This window comes from Pseudomonas sp. TH15, from assembly GCF_016651105.1.
GTDB lineage: Bacteria > Pseudomonadota > Gammaproteobacteria > Pseudomonadales > Pseudomonadaceae > Aquipseudomonas.
Genome location: NZ_JAEKEL010000001.1, coordinates 2,507,351 through 2,525,704 on the forward strand (window position 1 = coordinate 2,507,351; position 18,354 = coordinate 2,525,704).

The window sequence follows — 18,354 nt, forward strand, 5'->3', positions numbered from 1 at the left end:
TGAGCAGCCTGAGGGCTGCTTAATTGTTTCTGAGTGTGAGTAAAAAGTGAAAGATGTGGCGAATTTAAAGCCGCTTCCGCGAGCAAGCCCGCTCCCACAGGTGACCGCGTTTTTCCTGAAGGAACGCGGTCGAATGTGGGAGCGGGCTTGCTCGCGAAGGGCCCATCACTGACTAAGCGGTTTTACCCGTGTGGTTATTAAGGGAAATAACCTTGGTCTTGCCAATCCGGTGACGGTAAATCTCACGCAGGTACTTGATAGCCTTCTTCACGCAATCGCGCGACAAGCGAATGTCATTGATCGAGACGAACTTGTCTTTGTCGTTGATCAGCTCGCGGTACTTCTTCTCGTACATCGGCTTGATCGCGTACCAGTTGGTGTCGAGGATCTTCGCCGGGTTTTCGAATTCGTTGAGCAGGTCGTCGATCCGGTCTTCGTCGAAGTCTTCATGGATGATGAAGTCCAGGATCGAGTTGTCCAGTGTCTCGTCGAAGCGGTACGGGTTTTTCGCGAAGCAGCGCTTGATGAAGGCCACGATCAACGTCAGGAAATCGTCCGACAGGCACGGGCTCTTGGCGATCAGGGTGGTCAGCGACAGGTTGGCCGAGGCACCGATCACCAGCGCATAACGCTTGAGCGTGGTGTTCGGGAACAGGCTGTTGAGATGCGTCTTCAACCGGTTCAGGTCCATGTAGGACAGTTTGTAGTCTTTCGGCAACGAAACGATCGACACCACCGACGAGCAATTCTTGAAGAAATGCAGGTCGTGCAACGCGGCCGCGTCGTAACCGGAATTCTTGTACTGCTCAAGCGAGGCGCGATAGCGCTTGGACTCGATCGGCAACAGGCTGATGCCTTCGATGGCCTGGGTGACCTTGTTGAAGTGCGGCAGGTCGATGGAGCGGAAGAACAGGTCGTCGATGTTCAGGCGCTGCGGCTCTTTGTCGAACACCTTGAACTTGTCGCTGCTTGGCGGCGGGGTTTCCGGCACCACGGATTCGGCGTAGGCAATCGCCACCGGGCCGGCCAGGCTCATGAACAGGTCGTTGGCGTCCAGGCGAATGGTTTCGCCGATGTCGATGCCTGCACGACGGAAATAGTTCTGGTCGTAGTCAGTCGTGACCGCCTGCGCCGTCAGAATGTTGAAGATCTGTTGCGAGATGTATTGGTTGGCGTGCTTTTCCATCGCATTGACGTCAATGTTCTGGATGTTGCCGTCATCGCTCTCTTCGGCGTAACGCATGATGTCGTTGGAGATCAGCATCATCGCGTTCCATGGGCGGATACGGCCCATGACGCTGGCTTCGCTGCTGTCTTCATTGTCGAAGTTGTACGAGAAGTCCCATTCTTCCGACAGGTATTTGCACAGCAGGCGACCGGCGTTGATGTGCAGCGCCTCGGACATTTCGCTGCGGTGGTCGGAGATATTCGGCAGCACACAGATGCCACTGGTGAAGATCGGCTCGAAAACGAAAGCGTGGCCGCTTTTGCTGTCGTGCTCGTCCATTGGCTTGGTGTCGAACGTCTTGTTCATGTACGAGTGCTGCTGGGCCAGGCCGAATTCCGAGGCCATGCCAGAACCGGTACCGCCGCCAGCGCTGAAGATCGAGAAATACAGGCGCGACTGGTTGGCCTTGATCCCGCAGCTGTCGATCAGGTACGAGTGAATCATCTTCCAGTCGGGGCTGGAGAAGCGCTGGGTGTCCTTGTTCAGGATGATCTTGGCCAAGTACTGGCCGAGGATCGGCGCGTTACCGGCGCCGCCGGCGTGGACTTCCGACAAGTCCATGATCTTCATTTTGCTGTAGTCGCGCAGGAAGCCGCTTTTTTCGCCTTTGCGCGAAAAACGGATACGCCCGGCGATGTCTTTGTCCAGGTCGCCAAGCATTACCAGCGGTTCGACCAGGAACACCGGTTTGGTGGCCTTGTTCGACCCCAGGCGCAAATTGTTGCGAATCCATTGGGCCGGGCCGTAGCCTTTTTCGGCGTAGCGTTTGTCCGGCGAAAGACGGTCTTCGTTGTTGAATTCGTTGAGGTAGAACTTGCGCGCGTTGTACACCAGTTCGGCAACGTCCAGCGCGATGTTCGAACCGCAGCGACCGAGGCCAATCAGGCACACCGACGGGAATTCCTGTTCGCTGTGCTGTTCGCCGTCGCCTTCCAGATGTGGTGGGCGCGGGAACACCATGTCGCGCAGGCCGTCGAGGTTGTCGAGGATGCGGTCGGTATTGGTTTCGGTGAAGTACAGGTACTGCTGGGTCGCCAATGGGCGCGACGGAATCAATGGCTTCGACGGCGACGGCGATGGGCTGTTCGCCGCTGGGCTCAGAGTCAGATCGGATACCGCAGTGGCCGGATTGTTTTTAGAAGTCATTGTGCGCCATGTACCTGGACTGGTTGACTCGACGACACGCTGTCATCGAACCTCACGGAATGGGATCTCGCGTCTTGTTGCGCGTGTATTGCCCAGGCGACAGGGCCAAAGCCTGCGTATCGCTCGGGGGGAATCCTTTCCTGAGTCATGATGAATCGGCCAGTATTCGGCGATCTTTAATCAAAAGGAGGCTAAATGATGGCAGCGTTACCTTCACTGGGGTTCGCCGGGATCGGCTTGATGGGCTTGCCGATGTGCCGGCGTCTGCTGGCGGTGGGCTATCCGCTGACGGTGTGGAACCGCAATCCGGACAAGTGCGCGCCGCTGGTCGAGGCTGGTGCACGGCAGGTCGCGACGCCCGCTGAGCTGTGCGAACACGCGGATGTGGTGATGCTGTGCCTGGCGGACACGGCGGTGGTGCGTGAGGTGGTGTTCGGCCCGACAGGCGTTGCCGAGCGTGGGAAAAACGGCCAGTTGCTGGTGGATTTTTCCAGCCTTGAGCCCACCGCCACGCGGGAAATGGCGACAGAACTTGCCAGAAAAACCGGCATGGGTTGGCTGGATGCGCCAGTGTCGGGCGGAGTAGTCGGTGCCGAGGCGGGCAGCCTGGCGATCATGGTCGGTGGCGCAGCGACGGATCTTGAGCGGGTGCGGCCGGTGCTGCTGAGTCTGGGAAAACGCGTGACGCACATGGGCGCCATCGGTGCCGGCCAGGTGACCAAGGCCTGCAATCAGATGATCGTCGCCTGCAATGCGCTGGTGATTGCCGAAGTCGTGGCGCTGGCCGAACGTTCCGGCGTTGACGCCAGTCTGATCGCCGAAGCGCTGGCCGGCGGTTTCGCTGATTCAAAACCCTTGCAGATCCTCGCCCCGCAAATGGCCGAGAGCCGTTTCGAACCGGTGAAATGGCACGTGCGCACACTGCTCAAGGATCTGGACACCGCAGTGAAATTCTCGCGCGAACAAGGTTCGGCCACGCCGATCAGCGGATTGGCCGCACAACTGATGCGCCTGCATGGGGGCCAGGGCTTTTTGGAAAAGGATCCGTCAACGTTAGTGCAGCTATACCGCGAGCCAGACTCAGCGGATTGACCGTGTGCGTGTGCTTGCGCTGGTTGATTTCGTCCAGCACCGGGCGTAATTCCTCCAGCGGCACCGGACGGCTGAGCAGGTAACCCTGGACGAAATCGCAGCCGTGGCGTTCAAGAAATTCGTATTGCTCGAAGGTCTCGACGCCTTCGGTGACCACCTGCAAATGCAGGGTATGCGCCATGACGATGATTGCCTGGACGATTTCCATGTCCTGGGACGCCTTGGGGATGTCCTGGATGAATGAGCGATCAATCTTCAGCGTGTTCAGCGGCAGGCGCTTGAGGTAAGCCAGGGAAGAGTAACCGGTGCCGAAATCGTCGATCGACAGTGACACGCCGAGGGCGCGAATCTGCCGCAGCAGCACCAGGGTGTTGGCGATATTGCCCATCAGCGCGTTTTCCGTGACTTCCAGCTCCAGGCGCTGGGGCTCCACTCCGGTTACGCGCAGGACGTGCTCGATTTCGTCAGCCAGTTCTTCGCGTGCCAGGTTAATCGGTGAGCAGTTCACTGCAATTTTCAACTCTTCACAGCCGTGGCGGGACAATTCGCCCAAGTCTTCACAGGCCTTGCGCAGCACCCAGTTGTCCAGCTCTGCGATCAATCCGTTGGCTTCGGCAATGGCGATGAACCGGTCCGGCGTGAGCAAACCGTGAGTCGGGTGTTGCCAGCGAATCAGTGCTTCAAGCTTGGTGACCTGGCCGGTTTTCAGGTCGTAGATCGGTTGGTAATACAGCATCAGCCCGGCGTCTTCGCGCAGTGCGTGGCGCAGTTCTTCTTCCAGTTGCAGCTCCATGGTGGCCCGGGTTCTGAGGTTCGAGCTGAAGAAGTGCAGGCTATTGCGACCGCCGCCCTTGGATTGATACAGCGCCAGGTCGGCGTTTTTCAGCAGGTCCTCGCAGGTCGTGCCGTCTTCGGGGAACAGGCTGATGCCGATGCTGGTGGTCATGACCATGCGCCGTCCCGACAGCTCGATGGGGTCCTTCATTTTCAGCATGATGCGCTGGGCCATGTGCCGGGCTTCTTCGCGGTCGTGCAGGCCGATGAGGATGCAGAACTCGTCGCCGCCGAAACGCGCCACCACATCGTCGTGGCTGCGGACCGAACCCTTGATGTGCCCGGCCAGCACTTTGAGCAACTCGTCGCCGGCGTCGTGGCCGAGGCTATCGTTGATGCGTTTGAAGTGGTCGATGTCGAGGAACATCACCGCGAGCATGCCGCCCTCGTTGGTTTTCTCGATCAGCTTCTCGGCAAAGATCTGATTGAAACCACGGCGGTTGATCAGGTTGGTCAGGGCGTCGTAGTGCGCCACCTGTTGCAGCGACATGCGCGCCTGGTCCAGTTGGCTGAGCAGGGCGTTGACCCGGCGCAGGTCGTGTTCCTTGTTTTGCAGTTTCTTGTCGGCCAATGCCGCGCTGATGCAGCTGCCGATGATCAGCAGGGTCATGATCGCCACCGTCAGCCCCAGTTGCAGATGGCTGTTTTCAGTGGGTAGCGTTGGCAGGCTGTTGACGGGCAGCGTCAGACTTAACGCCGCCATGCCGGTGAAATGCATGCTGACGATACCGGCGCCAAGCACCAGGCTGGCGGTGAATTTGAGCAGTTGATGAAACGTGCCGTTGCCATCGCGCAGGCGACTGGAAATCAACAGTGCGGCGAGGCTGGCGCCAATCGCGATCACGATGGAAAGCGCAAACAGGGCTGGGTGGTAATAAGCCGTCGCCACCGAACGCATGGCGGCCATCCCCACATAGTGCATGGTTGCGATGCCCAATCCGATCCAGATCGCGGCGCGCAGGTATTGCCAGAAATTGAGGTCAGGATGACTGAGCGTGTGCATGGCCAGCCACGATGCGGTCAGGGCGAATAACAGCGAGAGCAGGGTGATGGGCAGTTGGTAGTGAATCTCGATCGGCGCCTGGAACGCCAGCATGCTGATGAAATGCATGGCCCAGATCCCGCCCGCCAGGCACCCGGCACCGACCCAGCGCCAGAGCCGCTGGGAACCGGACTTTTCCACGTGGCCGACCCGTTCGGTCATGTCCAGTGTGGCGAAACCGGCCGCACAGGCCACTACGTAGGCCAACAGCACCAGAAAGGGGTTGTACGTACAGTTGAGGATGACCTGCCCGTTCTGCGGCAGCTCGGTAACGAACTGCAAACCAAGCCACTCCATAGCATGCCCCGTCTCTGAAGTCGTCCTTACTGCGTCGTCATCGCAGGCGAATGACAGGAGTATAGAGGCGGTTTTTGCAACGTATGCGGTAGTGGCATATTGGCGCTAACGATTTCGGCATTAGTGTCATAGCGATTGGCACTAATAGAGTCAGGCGCTTTGTTCGAAGGGGATTTCAGCCCAGTCCGGTTGCAGCGCCGGCAGGCCGAATGCAGCCCGCGCCGCATCGCAATCCACGTTCGCTTCGCCATTGGCCCAGGACGCATCGAACTCCCGGCAAGTGCTGGAACGCTGATCGTAAATCGAGCACTGCACGGTACTGCCGACCTCGCCGACCAACCCGACGCAGCGGGTGGGTTTGCAGTCGGTGCCGAGCATGGCGACCCTGCTGGGGCTGATCGGCGCGACCAGATCGTCGGGCACCGTACCCCCGGCCGAGGTGCATTCACCCCAGAAAAAAGACACGCGAAAATGAGAACAGCAGGCACCGCAATTCAGACACGGACTGGCTTCGGACATGGGGAGGGCATCAAAGGGATTGATCGGCGAATCCGGACGGATCCGGCGGCTATTCTAGGCTTCGCCACGGACTTGGGAAGGGGGGCGCGAAACTATTTTTTTGTGCCAGGGTTTTGCCGTAAAAGCCCCGGTTTTCGGGGGATTGCTGACTTATCAAAGGCTTACGTTTCGTTACAGTGGCATGGCCCGATATCAGGCTGGCGAATGATCACAGACACGCCGCACGAGCCTGACTAGATTGCAGATTCCGGGGGCAGCGAAGCCTTCATAACAATAAAAGAGACGGACCCCATGCAGAACTCGACCCAAGCGGCGAATGCCTGGCGCATTCTGTTCCTGCTGTTCCTGGCCAACCTGTTCAACTTCTTCGACCGCACCATCCCCGCCATCATTATTGAGCCCATCCGTAAGGAATGGCACCTCAGCGACTTTCAGCTTGGGATCATCGGCACCGCGTTCACCATCGTCTACGCGATTGCCGGTCTGCCGCTGGGGCGAATGGCCGATACCGGTTCGCGCAGCAAGTTAATGGGCTGGGGCCTCGCGGTGTGGAGCGGGTTGACGGCGGTCAATGGCCTGGTCGGCAGTTTCTGGGGCTTCCTGCTGGTGCGCATGGGCATCGGCATCGGTGAAGCCAGTTACGCGCCAGCGGCCAACTCGCTGATTGGCGACCTGTTCCCGGCCCACCGTCGGGCGCGAGCCATGGGGATTTTCATGCTCGGGCTGCCGCTGGGCCTGCTGTTGGCGTTCTTCACCATCGGCGCGATGGTCAAGGCTTTCGATAGCTGGCGCGCACCGTTCTTTATCGCGGCGGTGCCGGGGTTGATCCTGGCGATCTTCATGTTCTTCATTAAAGAACCGAAACGCGGCGCAGCGGAAAGCGTGCAAGTGTCCCAGGAAAAAGTCGACAAGCCGATTCGACGGATTCTGGCGGTGCCGACGTTCCTCTGGCTGGTGCTGGCAGGGCTGTGCTTCAACTTCGCGACCTACGCCTGCAACTCGTTCCTGGTGCCGATGCTGCAGCGCTATTTCCTGATGCCGTTGCAGGAAGCGGCGGTGGCGACCGGGGTGATCGTCGGCGTGACCGGGCTGTTCGGCTTGACCCTGGGCGGCTGGATCGCCGACAAGATTCACCAGCGTGTGGCCAATGGGCGACTGTTGTTTGCCGCGTTCAGTTTGATCATCTCGACGGTGTGCACCGCGTGTGCGCTGCATGCCGGGCGCATTGAAATCGGGGTGTTTGTCGCGGTGTTCAGTCTGGGCTGGCTGTTTGCCTACAACTTCTACACCTGCGTTTATACGGCGATTCAGGACGTGGTCGAACCGCGCCTGCGGGCAACGGCCATGGCGTTGTTCTTTGCCGGGTTGTATTTGTTGGGCGGTGGATTGGGGCCGGTGGTGGTCGGTGGGTTATCCGATCACTTTGCGCATTCGGCGATGCTGACGGAGGGTGCCGAGCAGATGACCGAAGCGTTCAAGGCTATCGGTCTGCATGACGCGATGTACTTGATCCCGGTGGCGCTGTTTTTCACCATGGTGTTTCTATTTATGGCGTCGCGGTGTTTTGTGCGTGATGCAAAGCGGATGAAGGACGGGTTGGTGGCTGTCGTTGAGCCTGAAGGTGCTGCGGTGACTGCGTAACCGCCATCGCGAGCAAGCTCGCTCCCACATTGGATTTGTGAACGCCACAGATCCCCTGTGGGTGCGAGCTTGCTCGCGATCAGGCCATCAGCCACACCCCATCATTCCGGCAGACAAAAAAAGGCCCGCATCACTGCGGGCCTTTTTTTGTTTCTACGGAGTAGGAGAGGGCGATTAACCCGCTACCAACACCCGAATTGCTTCCAGTCGCAGCGCAGCCTTGTCGAGCATGGCCAGGCCTTGCTCGCGCTGATTGCGCAGGGCAACCAGTTCGCTATCGCGTACGGTCGGGTTGACCGCTTGCAACGCGGTCAGGCGTGCCAGTTCTTCGTCAGTGTCGGCAGCCAGGCGACGTTGCGCCTCAGCCACACGCTCGGCGTGACGCGGGGCGATCTTCTCTTCGCCGGCGTTGATCCGTGGCGTCAGCTGATCGCGCTGAGCCTGGACGAACTTGTTGGCGCTGGCGCGAGGCACGCTTTCCAGTTGATCGTTCAGGGTTTCGAACGACACCCGGCCCGACAGGTCGTTGCCATTGGCATCGAGCAGGCAGCGCAGGGCGGCCGGCGGCAGGTAACGGCCCAGTTGCAAGGAGCGCGGGGCAACCACTTCGCTGACGTAGAGCAGTTCCAGCAACACGGTGCCAGGTTTCAGCGCCTTGTTCTTGATCAGCGCTACGGCGGTGTTGCCCATCGAACCGGACAACACCAGGTCCATACCACCCTGGACCATCGGGTGTTCCCAGGTGATGAACTGCATGTCTTCGCGAGACAGCGCCTGGTTGCGGTCGTAGGTGATGGTCACGCCTTCGTCGTCGCCCAGCGGGAAGCTGGCGTCGAGCATTTTTTCGCTCGGCTTGAGGATCAGCGCATTTTCCGAATGGTCTTCGCTGTCGATGCCGAACGCGTCGAACAGGGTTTCCATATAGATCGGCAGGGCGAACTGATCGTCTTGCTCAAGGATGTCCTCGACCAACTGATCGCCTTCGCCCGAACCGCCGGAGTTGAGTTCCAGCAAGCGGTCGCGACCGGTGTGCAGCTCGGCTTCCAGACGCTCACGCTCGCCGCGGGCCTCGTCGATCAGGGCTTGCCACTCGCCATCGTCGGCGTTTTCCAGCAGCGGCAGCAGGCGCGGGCCGAACTGATGCTGCAAGGCGTTGCCGGTCGGGCAAGTGTTGAGGAACGCGTTCAGCGCTTCGTGGTACCACTGGAATAGCCGCTCTTGCGGGCTGGTTTCCAGATACGGCACGTGCAGCTCGATGATGTGTTTCTGGCCGATCCGGTCCAGACGACCGATACGCTGCTCGAGCAGGTCCGGGTGCGCCGGCAGATCGAACAGCACCAAGTGGTGCGAGAACTGGAAGTTGCGACCTTCACTGCCGATTTCCGAGCAGATCAGCACTTGCGCGCCGAACTCTTCATCCGCGAAGTAGGCGGCGGCGCGGTCACGCTCGAGGATGTTCATGCCTTCGTGGAAGACCGTGGCCGGAATGCCGGAACGTACGCGCAGGGCGTCTTCCAGATCCATGGCGGTTTCGGCGTGGGCGCAAATCACCAGCACTTTAGTGCGCTTGAGCATTTTCAGCTGATCGATCAGCCACTCGACGCGCGGGTCGAATTTCCACCAGCGTTCTTCTTCGTTGGCATCCGGCTGGGCCTGGAAGCTGACTTCCGGGTACAGCTCGGCGTGATCGCCCAGCGGCAGTTCGAGGTATTCGTCCGGGCACGGCAGCGGGTACGGGTGCAGTTTGCGCTCCGGGAAACCCTGCACGGCGGCGCGGGTGTTACGGAACAGCACGCGGCCGGTGCCGTGGCGATCGAGCAACTCGCGCACCAGACGGGCGCTGGCTTCGGCGTCGCCATCGTTGACCGCGGTCAGCAGCGCTTCGCCTTCGTTGCCGAGGAAACCGTGAATAGTCTTGTGCGCTTCAGGCGACAGGCGCCCTTTGTCCAGCAGCTCCTGAACGGCTTCGGCCACCGGGCGATAGTTTTCGCTCTCGGCGCGGAAGGCGTGCAGGTCATGAAAACGGTTCGGGTCGAGCAGGCGCAGACGCGCGAAGTGGCTGTCCTGGCCCAGTTGTTCCGGGGTCGCGGTCAGCAGCAGCACACCAGGAATAGTCTCGGCGAGTTGCTCGACGAGGGTGTATTCAGGGCTGGCTTTTTCTTCGTGCCAGACCAGGTGGTGCGCTTCGTCGACCACCAGCAGGTCCCAACCGGCAGCGAACAGAGCGTCCTGCACCTTCTCGTCGTCCACCAGCCATTCCAGTGCAACCAGCGCGAGCTGGGTGTCTTCGAACGGGTTGCCGGCATCGCTTTCGATAAAGCGTTCTTCGTCGAACAGCGCGACTTGCAGGTTGAAGCGGCGGCGCATCTCGACCAGCCACTGGTGTTGCAGGTTCTCAGGAACCAGGATCAACACGCGGTTGGCGCGACCCGAGAGCAGTTGGCGATGGATGACCAGGCCGGCTTCGATGGTTTTACCCAGGCCTACTTCGTCCGCCAGCAGAACCCGAGGCGCGATACGGTCGGCGACTTCACGGGCGATGTGCAATTGGTGCGCGATTGGCTGCGCACGCACGCCGCCCAGGCCCCAGAGGGCAGACTGCAACTGACGGCTGGTGTGTTCCAGCGTGTGATAACGCAGGGAGAACCAGGCCAACGGGTCGATCTGCCCGGCGAACAGACGGTCGCTGGCCAGACGGAACTGAATGAAGTTCGACAGTTGGGTTTCCGGCAGGGTGACCGCTTCGTTCTGCGCGTTGAGGCCGTGGTAGACCAGCAGGCCATCGACGTCGTCGACTTCCTGTACGGTCAGTTTCCAGCCTTCGAAGTGAGTGATCGAGTCACCCGGCGAAAACCGCACACGTGTGAGGGGCGCATTCCGTAGCGCGTACTGACGAGTGTCGCCAGTGGCCGGATAGAGCACGGTCAACAAGCGGCCGTCCTGTGCCAGAACGGTGCCCAAACCCAGCTCGGCTTCGCTGTCACTAATCCAGCGTTGCCCCGGTTGATACTGCTGCGCCATGCTGCCTGACTCCCACCTTGAAAAAGCGGGCTATCTTAACGGAATGAGCCTTCAGGGCCAAAGGATTACTCATGTAGGAGCTGCCGAAGGCTGCGATCTTTTGATCTTGGGGAACGCTTGAGTTCTGTGCTGTCGGATAAAACATAGCGGCCCGCACGTGTGCTGGTTCACAACTTTGCGACCGATGGCTCAAGTCGCAACCTGCGCAGCCGACAGCCTGAAGACAGGAGACTAATAATTATGCTGCAACCGATGCTGCCCTTGAGTGCCGTGCCGATCACCTCACAGCAGGACCCGATCCGCCAGCGCCCGGACATTCCGCCGGTAGTGCCTGTGCAGGAAAGCTCCAGCGACAGCACGATCGACATGCAAAAACGCGACCCGGAAGAGGCCGCCCTGCAACTGCGCGAAGAACAGCGCCGAAAGCAGGAGCAAGATCGCCGCCGTCGCGAGGCCGATGAGGACCCGGAAGAACACCTGGCGATTCCCGGTGACGAACTCAATGCCGACAACACCGTGCCGGTCGCACCGTTGATAGACGATCAGCCGCGCCAAGGGCTTTGGGTCGATATCCAGATTTGACCGTTGTCGCTCACATGAATTGTTTTAGGCTGTTTAAGCCGGTGGCTGGTCAGCGCTGGCGTCAGGCTGCATTATTGGTTCAGTCCTGCCAGTGATGCGGCAGTTGTGATTCTTTCCAGCGATGCACTGAACACCATGAGCCAAGACGACAAACTGATCGACCTTAATGCCGAACGCGCCAAGCGGGTTCATGACCTCAACGATAAGCGCCTGAACGAAGTCCGCCAGGCGTTCGAGCAGGCCATGCCGTTGGGTAAAGCGAAGAAAAAGCCGAAAAACAAACCGAAAAAGCGTTGAAACCCCCTGCATCGATTGATGCAGGTCAGTTATTTCCCCTCCTTTACGCCCAGTCTCGGGCGGCATTGATCCCGGTCAATTTTCTCTCCTGCCCGATTGGTTAACTTAGCCCCATCGCAACAGGGCAAGTGCAGGAGGCCAGTCATGTTTTTCGATAACGTGGTGATCGCCGGAGTGCTGACAGTCGGCCTCATGGTTCTGTTTTTTGCAGGGTTTGGATATTTCATCTGGAAGGATTCCCATAAGCGCAAACCGTAGGTCTTTCCGGACGCAATGAGCACGCAAGGCATTTTGGGCAACTTCGGTTGCCCTTTTTTTGCCTTGGCGGCCTTTGGGCCGACCAGGCTCTTGGGGGGTTGGGGCTCTTGGGGGGGTGTATATCCGTTGCTGCGGTAACGGCTGCTTAGGGTTTCGCCCTTACGGCGAGGCACTTTTTTCAAACGCCAAAAAAGTACCCAAAAAGGCTCGCCCCGGCGTCCGGCCCCTCGCTTAGGCTCGGCGTGCCTTCGTTCCGGTATTCATCTGGGGGCATCGCCTACGGTCTGCTTCGCTTCGACCTCCTCTCGATGTGTGCGGCTTCGCCGCACGGCGCTACGCGCCCACCCCCCAGATGAACACCTCCACTCAGCCTCCCGAAGGGGCGGGTAGAGCAAGATCAAGAGCAGGCGAGCTAACGCTCGGCCTAATGAGTGGTGAAGAGCGAGAGGGTCGGCTTTGGTTTTGTGGTGGATTCGCCCCTCATCGGAACGCCGCCCGCCCAGCCCTCTCCCGAGGGAGAGGGGGCCGATTTGTGTGCTTTTCAAGTCTGAGTTCGACGCGGTATTTCACGTCGGCGTAGCTCCCCCAAACACCTCGGTCAGTCCCCTCTCCCTCCGGGAGAGGGCTAGGGTGAGGGGCTCTTGATCTTCAGCCCCTTCGGGAGGCTGAGTGGAGGTGTTCATCTGGGGGTGGGCGCGTAGCGCCGTGCGGCGAAGCTGCACACATCGAGAGGAGGTCGAAGCGAAGCCGACCGTAGGCGATGCCCCCAGATGAATACCGGAACGAAGGCACGCCGAGCCTAGGCGAGGGGCCGGACGCCGGGGCGAGCCTTTTTGGGTACTTTTTTGGCGTTTGAAAAAAGTGCCTCGCCGTAAGGGCGAAACCGCCAGCGGCAACACCCGCAGCAACGGATATGCCCCCCAACCAAACCTCCAAAAAGCAAAAAAGGCGCGAACCTCACGGAACGCGCCTTTTTCGTTGCAGCGATGTATCAGCTACCCAGCGCCTTCGACGCCAGCCAGAACAGGCCGGCCGACAGGGCTACAGTGGCTGGCAGGGTCAGGATCCAGGCCAGCAGGATGGTTTTGACGGTGCCACCTTGCAGGCCGCTTTTGTTGGCGATCATGGTGCCGGCCACGCCCGAGGACAGGACGTGGGTGGTGGACACCGGCAGGCTGAAGATGTTGGCCAGGCCGATCATGCCGGCGGTGGTGATTTGTGCCGACATGCCTTGTGCGTAGGTCATGCCTTGCTTGCCGATCTTCTCGCCGATGGTCAGTACCACGCGTTTCCAGCCAACCATGGTGCCCAGGCCCAGGGCCAGGGCAACCGCCAGAATCACCCAGAACGGGGCGTACTCAGTGGTGGTGGTCAGGTCTTTGCGCAGTTTGTCCAGGTCAGCCTTTTCACGGGCTTGCAGGCCTGGGAGCTTGGCGACTTTGCGTGCTGTGTCATCCAGGCAGAGCAGGTAGCGACGCACTTCGATGCGGCTTTCCGACGGCAGCGAATGGTAGTCGGCTACACCCTTGAGGGTGTCGAGCAGGGCGCTGATGGTCGGTTCGGTCTGTTGCGGGTTGCAACGGAATTTCTCCGGCAAGTCGCCTTCCACGCTTTTGCCCAGCGCCAGGAATTCACCCAGGGTGTCGGCATTGCGCTTGTAGAACTGGCTCAAGTGCAGGGTCGCATCGCGGGTACGTTCGATCTGGTAAGTGGTGCTGCTCAGGTCGAGTACGAACTGCGCCGGCACGATACCGATCAACACCAGCATGATCAGGCCGATACCTTTCTGGCCATCGTTGGAACCGTGCACGAAGCTCACGGCCATGGCCGAGATCACCAGTACCAGACGGTTCCAGAACGGTGGGTGCTTCTTGTCGTCGAGCTTGCGACGCTGGTCCGGCGTCTTGTGCATCTTCGACAGCGGGCGCCACCATTTAAGGCCGATCAACACCAGCGCGGCAACGATGAAGCCGGCTATTGGCGAGAACACCAGGGACGCGCCGATATCGATCGCCTTCTGCCAGTTCACGCCATCGGCCAACGGAATGTCGTTGATCAACGCGTTGGCCAGGCCGACACCGAGGATCGAACCGATCAGGGTGTGGGAGCTGGAGGCAGGGATACCGAAGTACCAGGTGCCCAGGTTCCAGGTGATGGCGGCGGCAAGCAACGAGAACACCATGGCCAGTCCGTGTCCGGTGTTCACATTGATCAGCAGCTCTACCGGCAGCAAGTGAACGATGGCATACGCCACGCCCACACCGCCCAGCAGCACGCCGAGAAAGTTGAACACACCGGAAAAGAACACCGCCAGATGAGGCGGCATGGCTTTGGTGTAGATAACAGTGGCCACCGCGTTGGCAGTGTCATGAAAGCCGTTGATGAACTCGAAGGCGAGGACAAAGGCCAGGGCGAGCAAGAGGCTCACAAGCACCCAAGCATCTAGTCCGCTGAATAAATCGATCATGAAGGTTTTCTGACCCGGTCGTAAGGGGGCGCGATTATGCCAGAAAAGACTGGAAATCGATGCACTAGCTGCTCGTCGGTAACATTCTTCAACGAATTAGTTTGTAGCGAAGCCCAAAGCCCCAGCTTTTTACTGGGGTTTGCAACTCTTTGATTTTCTTTGAAAAGCTAGCAGCCACAAGGGTTTCTCTCGAGGGCGCGAGAGGCTAAACCGCTTGTATGAAATATCTGAGAAGAGGGTCGGACATGCGCCATTTGCCTCATCCGGTGGGTGAGGTGGCCGCCGCCCGCTTGTAGCGGGCGCGAAAGGCATGGTCGATACACCGCGCTTTTAGCGGGAGCAGACGCAGACCCTTGAAGGATTCAAGCCGGAGCGGTCAAGGCTCTTCGGCTTTGAGTTCCTTTTCCATCTTCTGTAGTTCTTGGGTGAAAGCCTGATCTTGAACGGTGGCGCGTTTACGCCAGGGCTTGCGTTCCGGTTCGGGCTGGGCGGCGTAGGTGGTGACTTCCCCGCCGTAAACTTCCTTGTAACGTTGTTCCTGGCGCTCAAGTTCCGCGCGCAGTTCGTCTTTCGTCACAGTGCTACCTGATTGAGTTGAGATAAATTCTGGTGAAACGCGCTGCATCGAATTTACTGACCACGTTCGTTGAAAGGACAATGCCTGAAAGGGCATCGGCTTTTTAACGACAGAGTGATCAACAGTTCCATATTGCAGGCGGCCACGGCACCAGAGAAAACAGCTGACGTAGCTTCAGTATCCTGTTTCAGCGAGCGCGTTGGCGGTGTCTATCACATAAGCGTCAGGTGCTTGCTGCGGGCGGCGGCGATGGGACATCGCGCTCCGGGTGGCACAATCGGCAAGTAAGAAACCGGCGGGCCACTGATGTGCATTATAGCGGTCGATTCGAAGAACACTATCTCTTGAGAGTTAAAAGTGGTTCCTGGTGTGTGATGTTTTTTTTACTCGTAACTTTTAAGGGGCATTAGAGTTCCGCATTGCCACTTTCAGCGACCTGTTTCTGGCGCCAACAACTCGGACAAGTTCGGTCTCATACATTGCCCCTTAAGTCGGCGATCACTCAACAGTAACCTTATTTCACAGCATTACTGAATAGGAAACTGAGGGGCCTGGTGGTGGCGGCCGTCGATTGCGATTATCGGTCGATGGTTCGATAATCGCCCAATCTTGTCGCCGGCGACTTGTGTACTGGCCAGGAGCCGCTTGTAATAGCCACTGATCCGTGTAGGAAAAGGACCTGATATGAACGATCAACTGCGCAACTCCTTCGCTTCAGTGGCGCCGCCGATCGTCGCCTCGCCGGCCAAACGAATCCAGGCCATGACCGGCGACCCCGACTTTATGACCTCCCTGGCCCGTGGCCTGGCGGTGGTGCAAGCCTTTCAGGAGCGCAAGCGCCACCTGACCATCGCCCAGATCAGCCATCGGACGGAAATCCCCCGCGCCGCCGTGCGACGTTGCCTGCACACCCTGATCAAACTCGGCTACGCCACCACCGACGGTCGCACCTATTCGCTGCTGCCCAAAGTCCTGACCCTGGGTCATGCCTACGTGTCCTCGACCCCACTGGCGGTCTCCGCCCAGCCGTACCTGGACCGCATGAGCGAGCAACTCCATGAGGCGTGCAACATGGCGACGCTGGAAGGCGATGACATTCTTTACATCGCTCGCTCGGCGACCACCCAGCGGCTGATTTCCGTGGACTTGTCGGTGGGCGGGCGTCTGCCGGCCTATTGCACGTCCATGGGCCGGATTCTGCTCGCCGCGCTGGACGACACGACGCTGGGCGAATACCTCGAACATGCGGATTTTCAGGCCAAGACCAGCCGAACCCTGCACACCCCCGAAGCCTTGCTTGAATGCCTGCAAGAGGTGCGACAGCAAGGCTGGTGCATCGTTGATCAGGAACTGGAACAAGGCCTGCGCTCGATTGCCGTTCCGGTTTACGACGCTTCCGGCCAGGTGGTGGCGGCTTTAAACGTCAGTACCCACGCAGGACGCGTCAGTCGCAACGAACTGGAGCAGCGCTTCTTGCCCGGTTTGCTAAGTGCCAGCCGCGACCTCAGCGCACAACTTTTTGCATAAGCAGTCTTCGCCTAAGCTGTTCGATAAACGCACAGAGTTGCGTTTATCGAATTGACGCTCTTTCCCTCGGATCATTAATGTCGCGGCAGCGTCATCCGGCGCTGTTGACCCTCGGTCAGCCGCCGGACGACGACCCCAATAATAATGAGAAGAGGCCACCCCCCATGCGTACGTTTCCCGACTGTCGCTGCTTCCACCGGTTTTCCTGCCAAACCCAGGTCGCCTGATCCCGACACCTTCCTTTTTTTGACAGCGCCAGCCGTTGGCCGGTACCTGTTCGACTGCGTTCTTTGCGTGGAATAAAAATAATGAACCAGCCTCAGTCTGCTGTAGGAAACTGCCTCGACGTGCAGTCCTTCATCAATGCCCAACCCATTTCGCGCTACCAGTGGCGGGTGGTGATCCTGTGTTTCCTGATTGTCTTCCTCGATGGCCTCGACACCGCTGCCATGGGTTTTATCGCGCCGGCCCTTTCCCAGGACTGGGGCATCGACCGCGCCAGCCTCGGCCCGGTGATGAGTGCCGCGCTGATTGGCATGGTCTTCGGTGCACTGGGTTCCGGCCCGTTGGCTGACCGCTTCGGGCGAAAAGTCGTACTGGTAGGCGCGGTGTTTCTGTTCGGCATCTTCAGCCTGGCTTCGGCCTACAGCAGCAACGTTGATCAATTGCTGGTGCTGCGTTTCCTGACCGGCCTGGGTTTGGGCGCTGGGATGCCGAATGCCACCACGCTGTTGTCGGAATACACCCCGGAGCGCAAAAAGTCCCTGCTGGTGACCAGCATGTTCTGCGGCTTCAACCTCGGCATGGCTGGCGGCGGGTTCATCTCGGCCAAGCTGATCCCGGCGTTCGGCTGGCACAGCCTGTTGCTGATCGGTGGGATTCTGCCGCTGATCCTCGCGGTGGTTTTGCTGTTCTGGCTGCCGGAATCGGCGCGTTACCTTGTGGTCCGTAACCGTGGCACCGACAAAGTGCGCAAAACCCTGGCACCCATCGACCCGACAGTGGTGGCCCAGGCGTCCAGCTTCAGCGTGCCGGAACAGAAAACCGTGAAGGCCCGCAACGTGTTTGCGGTGATTTTCTCCGGTACCTACAGCACCGGCACCTTGCTGCTGTGGCTGACCTACTTCATGGGTCTGGTGATCGTTTACCTGCTGACCAGTTGGCTGCCGACGCTGATGCGTGACAGCGGCGCGAGCATGGAGCAGGCGGCGTTCATTGGCGCGTTGTTCCAGTTCGGCGGGGTGTTGAGCGCGGTCGGTGTCGGTTGGGCGATGGACCGGTTCAATCCGCACAAGGTCATCGGCATTTTCTACCTGTTGGCCGGGGTGTTTGCCTACGCGGTAGGGCAGAGCCTGGGCCACATCACGCTACTGGCGACGTTGGTGCTGGTGGCCGGGATGTGCGTCAACGGCGCGCAATCGGCGATGCCGTCACTGGCGGCGCGGTTTTATCCGACCCAGGGGCGGGCGACTGGTGTGTCGTGGATGCTCGGGATTGGTCGCTTCGGCGCGATCCTCGGTGCGTGGATGGGCGCGACCCTGCTGGGCCTGGGCTGGAACTTCGAGCAGGTGCTGACGGCGTTGGTGATACCGGCGGCATTAGCGACCACGGCGGTAGTGATCAAAGGCATGGTCAGTCATGCGGATGCGACCTGATTCCAGGTTGAGATAGCGGTGTTGTGGGAAAAGATCGCAGCCTTCGGCAGCTCCTACAGGCGTACACATTCCACTGTAGGAGCTGCCGAAGGCTGCGATCTTTTTGGGGCAACACAGAATGATAGCCAGACAACAATCTGTTCGATAAACGAACACTCAGTCGATTATCGG

At 59.5% G+C, this 18,354-nt stretch carries 13 protein-coding genes; 7 read left to right on the top strand and 6 right to left on the bottom strand.

What is annotated here, in order from left to right; all coding sequences use genetic code 11:
• Positions 1–172: 172 nt before the first annotated feature.
• Complete coding sequence (locus tag JFT87_RS11305) at positions 173–2,374, bottom strand: hypothetical protein (protein WP_201201302.1); 2,202 nt, start codon at positions 2,372–2,374, stop codon at positions 173–175.
• Positions 2,375–2,569: 195 nt separating this feature from the next.
• On the opposite strand from JFT87_RS11305, the gene JFT87_RS11310 reads away from it, so the two are divergent.
• Entirely contained in the window at positions 2,570–3,466 is an 897-nt protein-coding gene (locus tag JFT87_RS11310) for an NAD(P)-dependent oxidoreductase (protein WP_201201303.1), read from the top strand.
• Here JFT87_RS11310 and JFT87_RS11315 read toward each other — a convergent pair.
• Entirely contained in the window at positions 3,357–5,639 is a 2,283-nt protein-coding gene (locus JFT87_RS11315) for a putative bifunctional diguanylate cyclase/phosphodiesterase (RefSeq protein WP_201201304.1), read from the bottom strand. The two genes, JFT87_RS11310 and JFT87_RS11315, sit on opposite strands and share 110 nt — an antisense overlap.
• Before the next feature lie 150 nt (positions 5,640–5,789).
• Complete coding sequence (locus JFT87_RS11320) at positions 5,790–6,158, bottom strand: YkgJ family cysteine cluster protein (RefSeq protein ID WP_201201305.1); 369 nt, start codon at positions 6,156–6,158, stop codon at positions 5,790–5,792.
• 291 nt (positions 6,159–6,449) lie between these two features.
• Between JFT87_RS11320 and JFT87_RS11325 the strand changes: the two genes are divergently transcribed.
• Positions 6,450–7,799, top strand: coding sequence for a spinster family MFS transporter (locus tag JFT87_RS11325; RefSeq protein WP_201201306.1), 1,350 nt, complete (start codon positions 6,450–6,452; stop codon positions 7,797–7,799).
• A gap of 174 nt (positions 7,800–7,973) precedes the next feature.
• On the opposite strand, the gene rapA is transcribed toward JFT87_RS11325, so the two are convergent.
• Positions 7,974–10,820, bottom strand: coding sequence for an RNA polymerase-associated protein RapA (gene rapA / locus JFT87_RS11330; protein WP_201201307.1), 2,847 nt, complete (start codon positions 10,818–10,820; stop codon positions 7,974–7,976).
• A gap of 240 nt (positions 10,821–11,060) precedes the next feature.
• On the opposite strand from rapA, the gene JFT87_RS11335 reads away from it, so the two are divergent.
• The 3 genes from JFT87_RS11335 to ccoM all read left to right on the top strand — a co-directional run bounded on the left by JFT87_RS11335 (position 11,061) and on the right by ccoM (position 11,957).
• Positions 11,061–11,402 (top strand): aspartate-semialdehyde dehydrogenase, encoded by a 342-nt coding sequence (locus tag JFT87_RS11335; RefSeq protein WP_201201309.1) that lies wholly within the window; start codon positions 11,061–11,063, stop codon positions 11,400–11,402.
• Between the two features lie 135 nt (positions 11,403–11,537).
• Positions 11,538–11,699 (top strand): hypothetical protein, encoded by a 162-nt coding sequence (locus tag JFT87_RS11340; RefSeq protein WP_008016476.1) that lies wholly within the window; start codon positions 11,538–11,540, stop codon positions 11,697–11,699.
• A gap of 144 nt (positions 11,700–11,843) precedes the next feature.
• Positions 11,844–11,957: a cytochrome c oxidase subunit CcoM gene (gene ccoM / locus JFT87_RS28670; protein ID WP_054046898.1), complete on the top strand. Its 114-nt coding sequence runs from the start codon at positions 11,844–11,846 to the stop codon at positions 11,955–11,957.
• A 991-nt stretch (positions 11,958–12,948) separates the two neighbouring features.
• Here ccoM and JFT87_RS11345 read toward each other — a convergent pair.
• The gene (locus JFT87_RS11345) at positions 12,949–14,424 is read right to left on the bottom strand and encodes an inorganic phosphate transporter (protein ID WP_201201311.1); all 1,476 of its coding nucleotides are present in this window, start codon (positions 14,422–14,424) and stop codon (positions 12,949–12,951) included.
• 376 nt (positions 14,425–14,800) lie between these two features.
• On the bottom strand, positions 14,801–15,001 hold the full coding sequence (locus JFT87_RS11350) for a hypothetical protein (protein WP_007935837.1): 201 nt from the start codon (positions 14,999–15,001) through the stop codon (positions 14,801–14,803).
• A gap of 684 nt (positions 15,002–15,685) precedes the next feature.
• Between JFT87_RS11350 and pcaR the strand changes: the two genes are divergently transcribed.
• Positions 15,686–16,528 (top strand): pca regulon transcriptional regulator PcaR, encoded by an 843-nt coding sequence (gene pcaR, locus JFT87_RS11355; protein ID WP_201201313.1) that lies wholly within the window; start codon positions 15,686–15,688, stop codon positions 16,526–16,528.
• A 308-nt stretch (positions 16,529–16,836) separates the two neighbouring features.
• Positions 16,837–18,183, top strand: coding sequence for an MFS transporter (locus tag JFT87_RS11360; RefSeq protein WP_201201314.1), 1,347 nt, complete (start codon positions 16,837–16,839; stop codon positions 18,181–18,183).
• The last annotated feature ends 171 nt before the right edge of the window (positions 18,184–18,354 follow it).

Coding starts and splice junctions, on each gene's coding strand:
- JFT87_RS11305 (WP_201201302.1), bottom strand. CDS start 2,374: ATGACTTCTAAAAACAATCCGGCCACTGCGGTATCCGATCTGACTCTG.
- JFT87_RS11310 (WP_201201303.1), top strand. CDS start 2,570: ATGATGGCAGCGTTACCTTCACTGGGGTTCGCCGGGATCGGCTTGATG.
- JFT87_RS11315 (WP_201201304.1), bottom strand. CDS start 5,639: ATGGAGTGGCTTGGTTTGCAGTTCGTTACCGAGCTGCCGCAGAACGGG.
- JFT87_RS11320 (WP_201201305.1), bottom strand. CDS start 6,158: ATGTCCGAAGCCAGTCCGTGTCTGAATTGCGGTGCCTGCTGTTCTCAT.
- JFT87_RS11325 (WP_201201306.1), top strand. CDS start 6,450: ATGCAGAACTCGACCCAAGCGGCGAATGCCTGGCGCATTCTGTTCCTG.
- rapA (WP_201201307.1), bottom strand. CDS start 10,820: ATGGCGCAGCAGTATCAACCGGGGCAACGCTGGATTAGTGACAGCGAA.
- JFT87_RS11335 (WP_201201309.1), top strand. CDS start 11,061: ATGCTGCAACCGATGCTGCCCTTGAGTGCCGTGCCGATCACCTCACAG.
- JFT87_RS11340 (WP_008016476.1), top strand. CDS start 11,538: ATGAGCCAAGACGACAAACTGATCGACCTTAATGCCGAACGCGCCAAG.
- ccoM (WP_054046898.1), top strand. CDS start 11,844: ATGTTTTTCGATAACGTGGTGATCGCCGGAGTGCTGACAGTCGGCCTC.
- JFT87_RS11345 (WP_201201311.1), bottom strand. CDS start 14,424: ATGATCGATTTATTCAGCGGACTAGATGCTTGGGTGCTTGTGAGCCTC.
- pcaR (WP_201201313.1), top strand. CDS start 15,686: ATGAACGATCAACTGCGCAACTCCTTCGCTTCAGTGGCGCCGCCGATC.
- JFT87_RS11360 (WP_201201314.1), top strand. CDS start 16,837: ATGAACCAGCCTCAGTCTGCTGTAGGAAACTGCCTCGACGTGCAGTCC.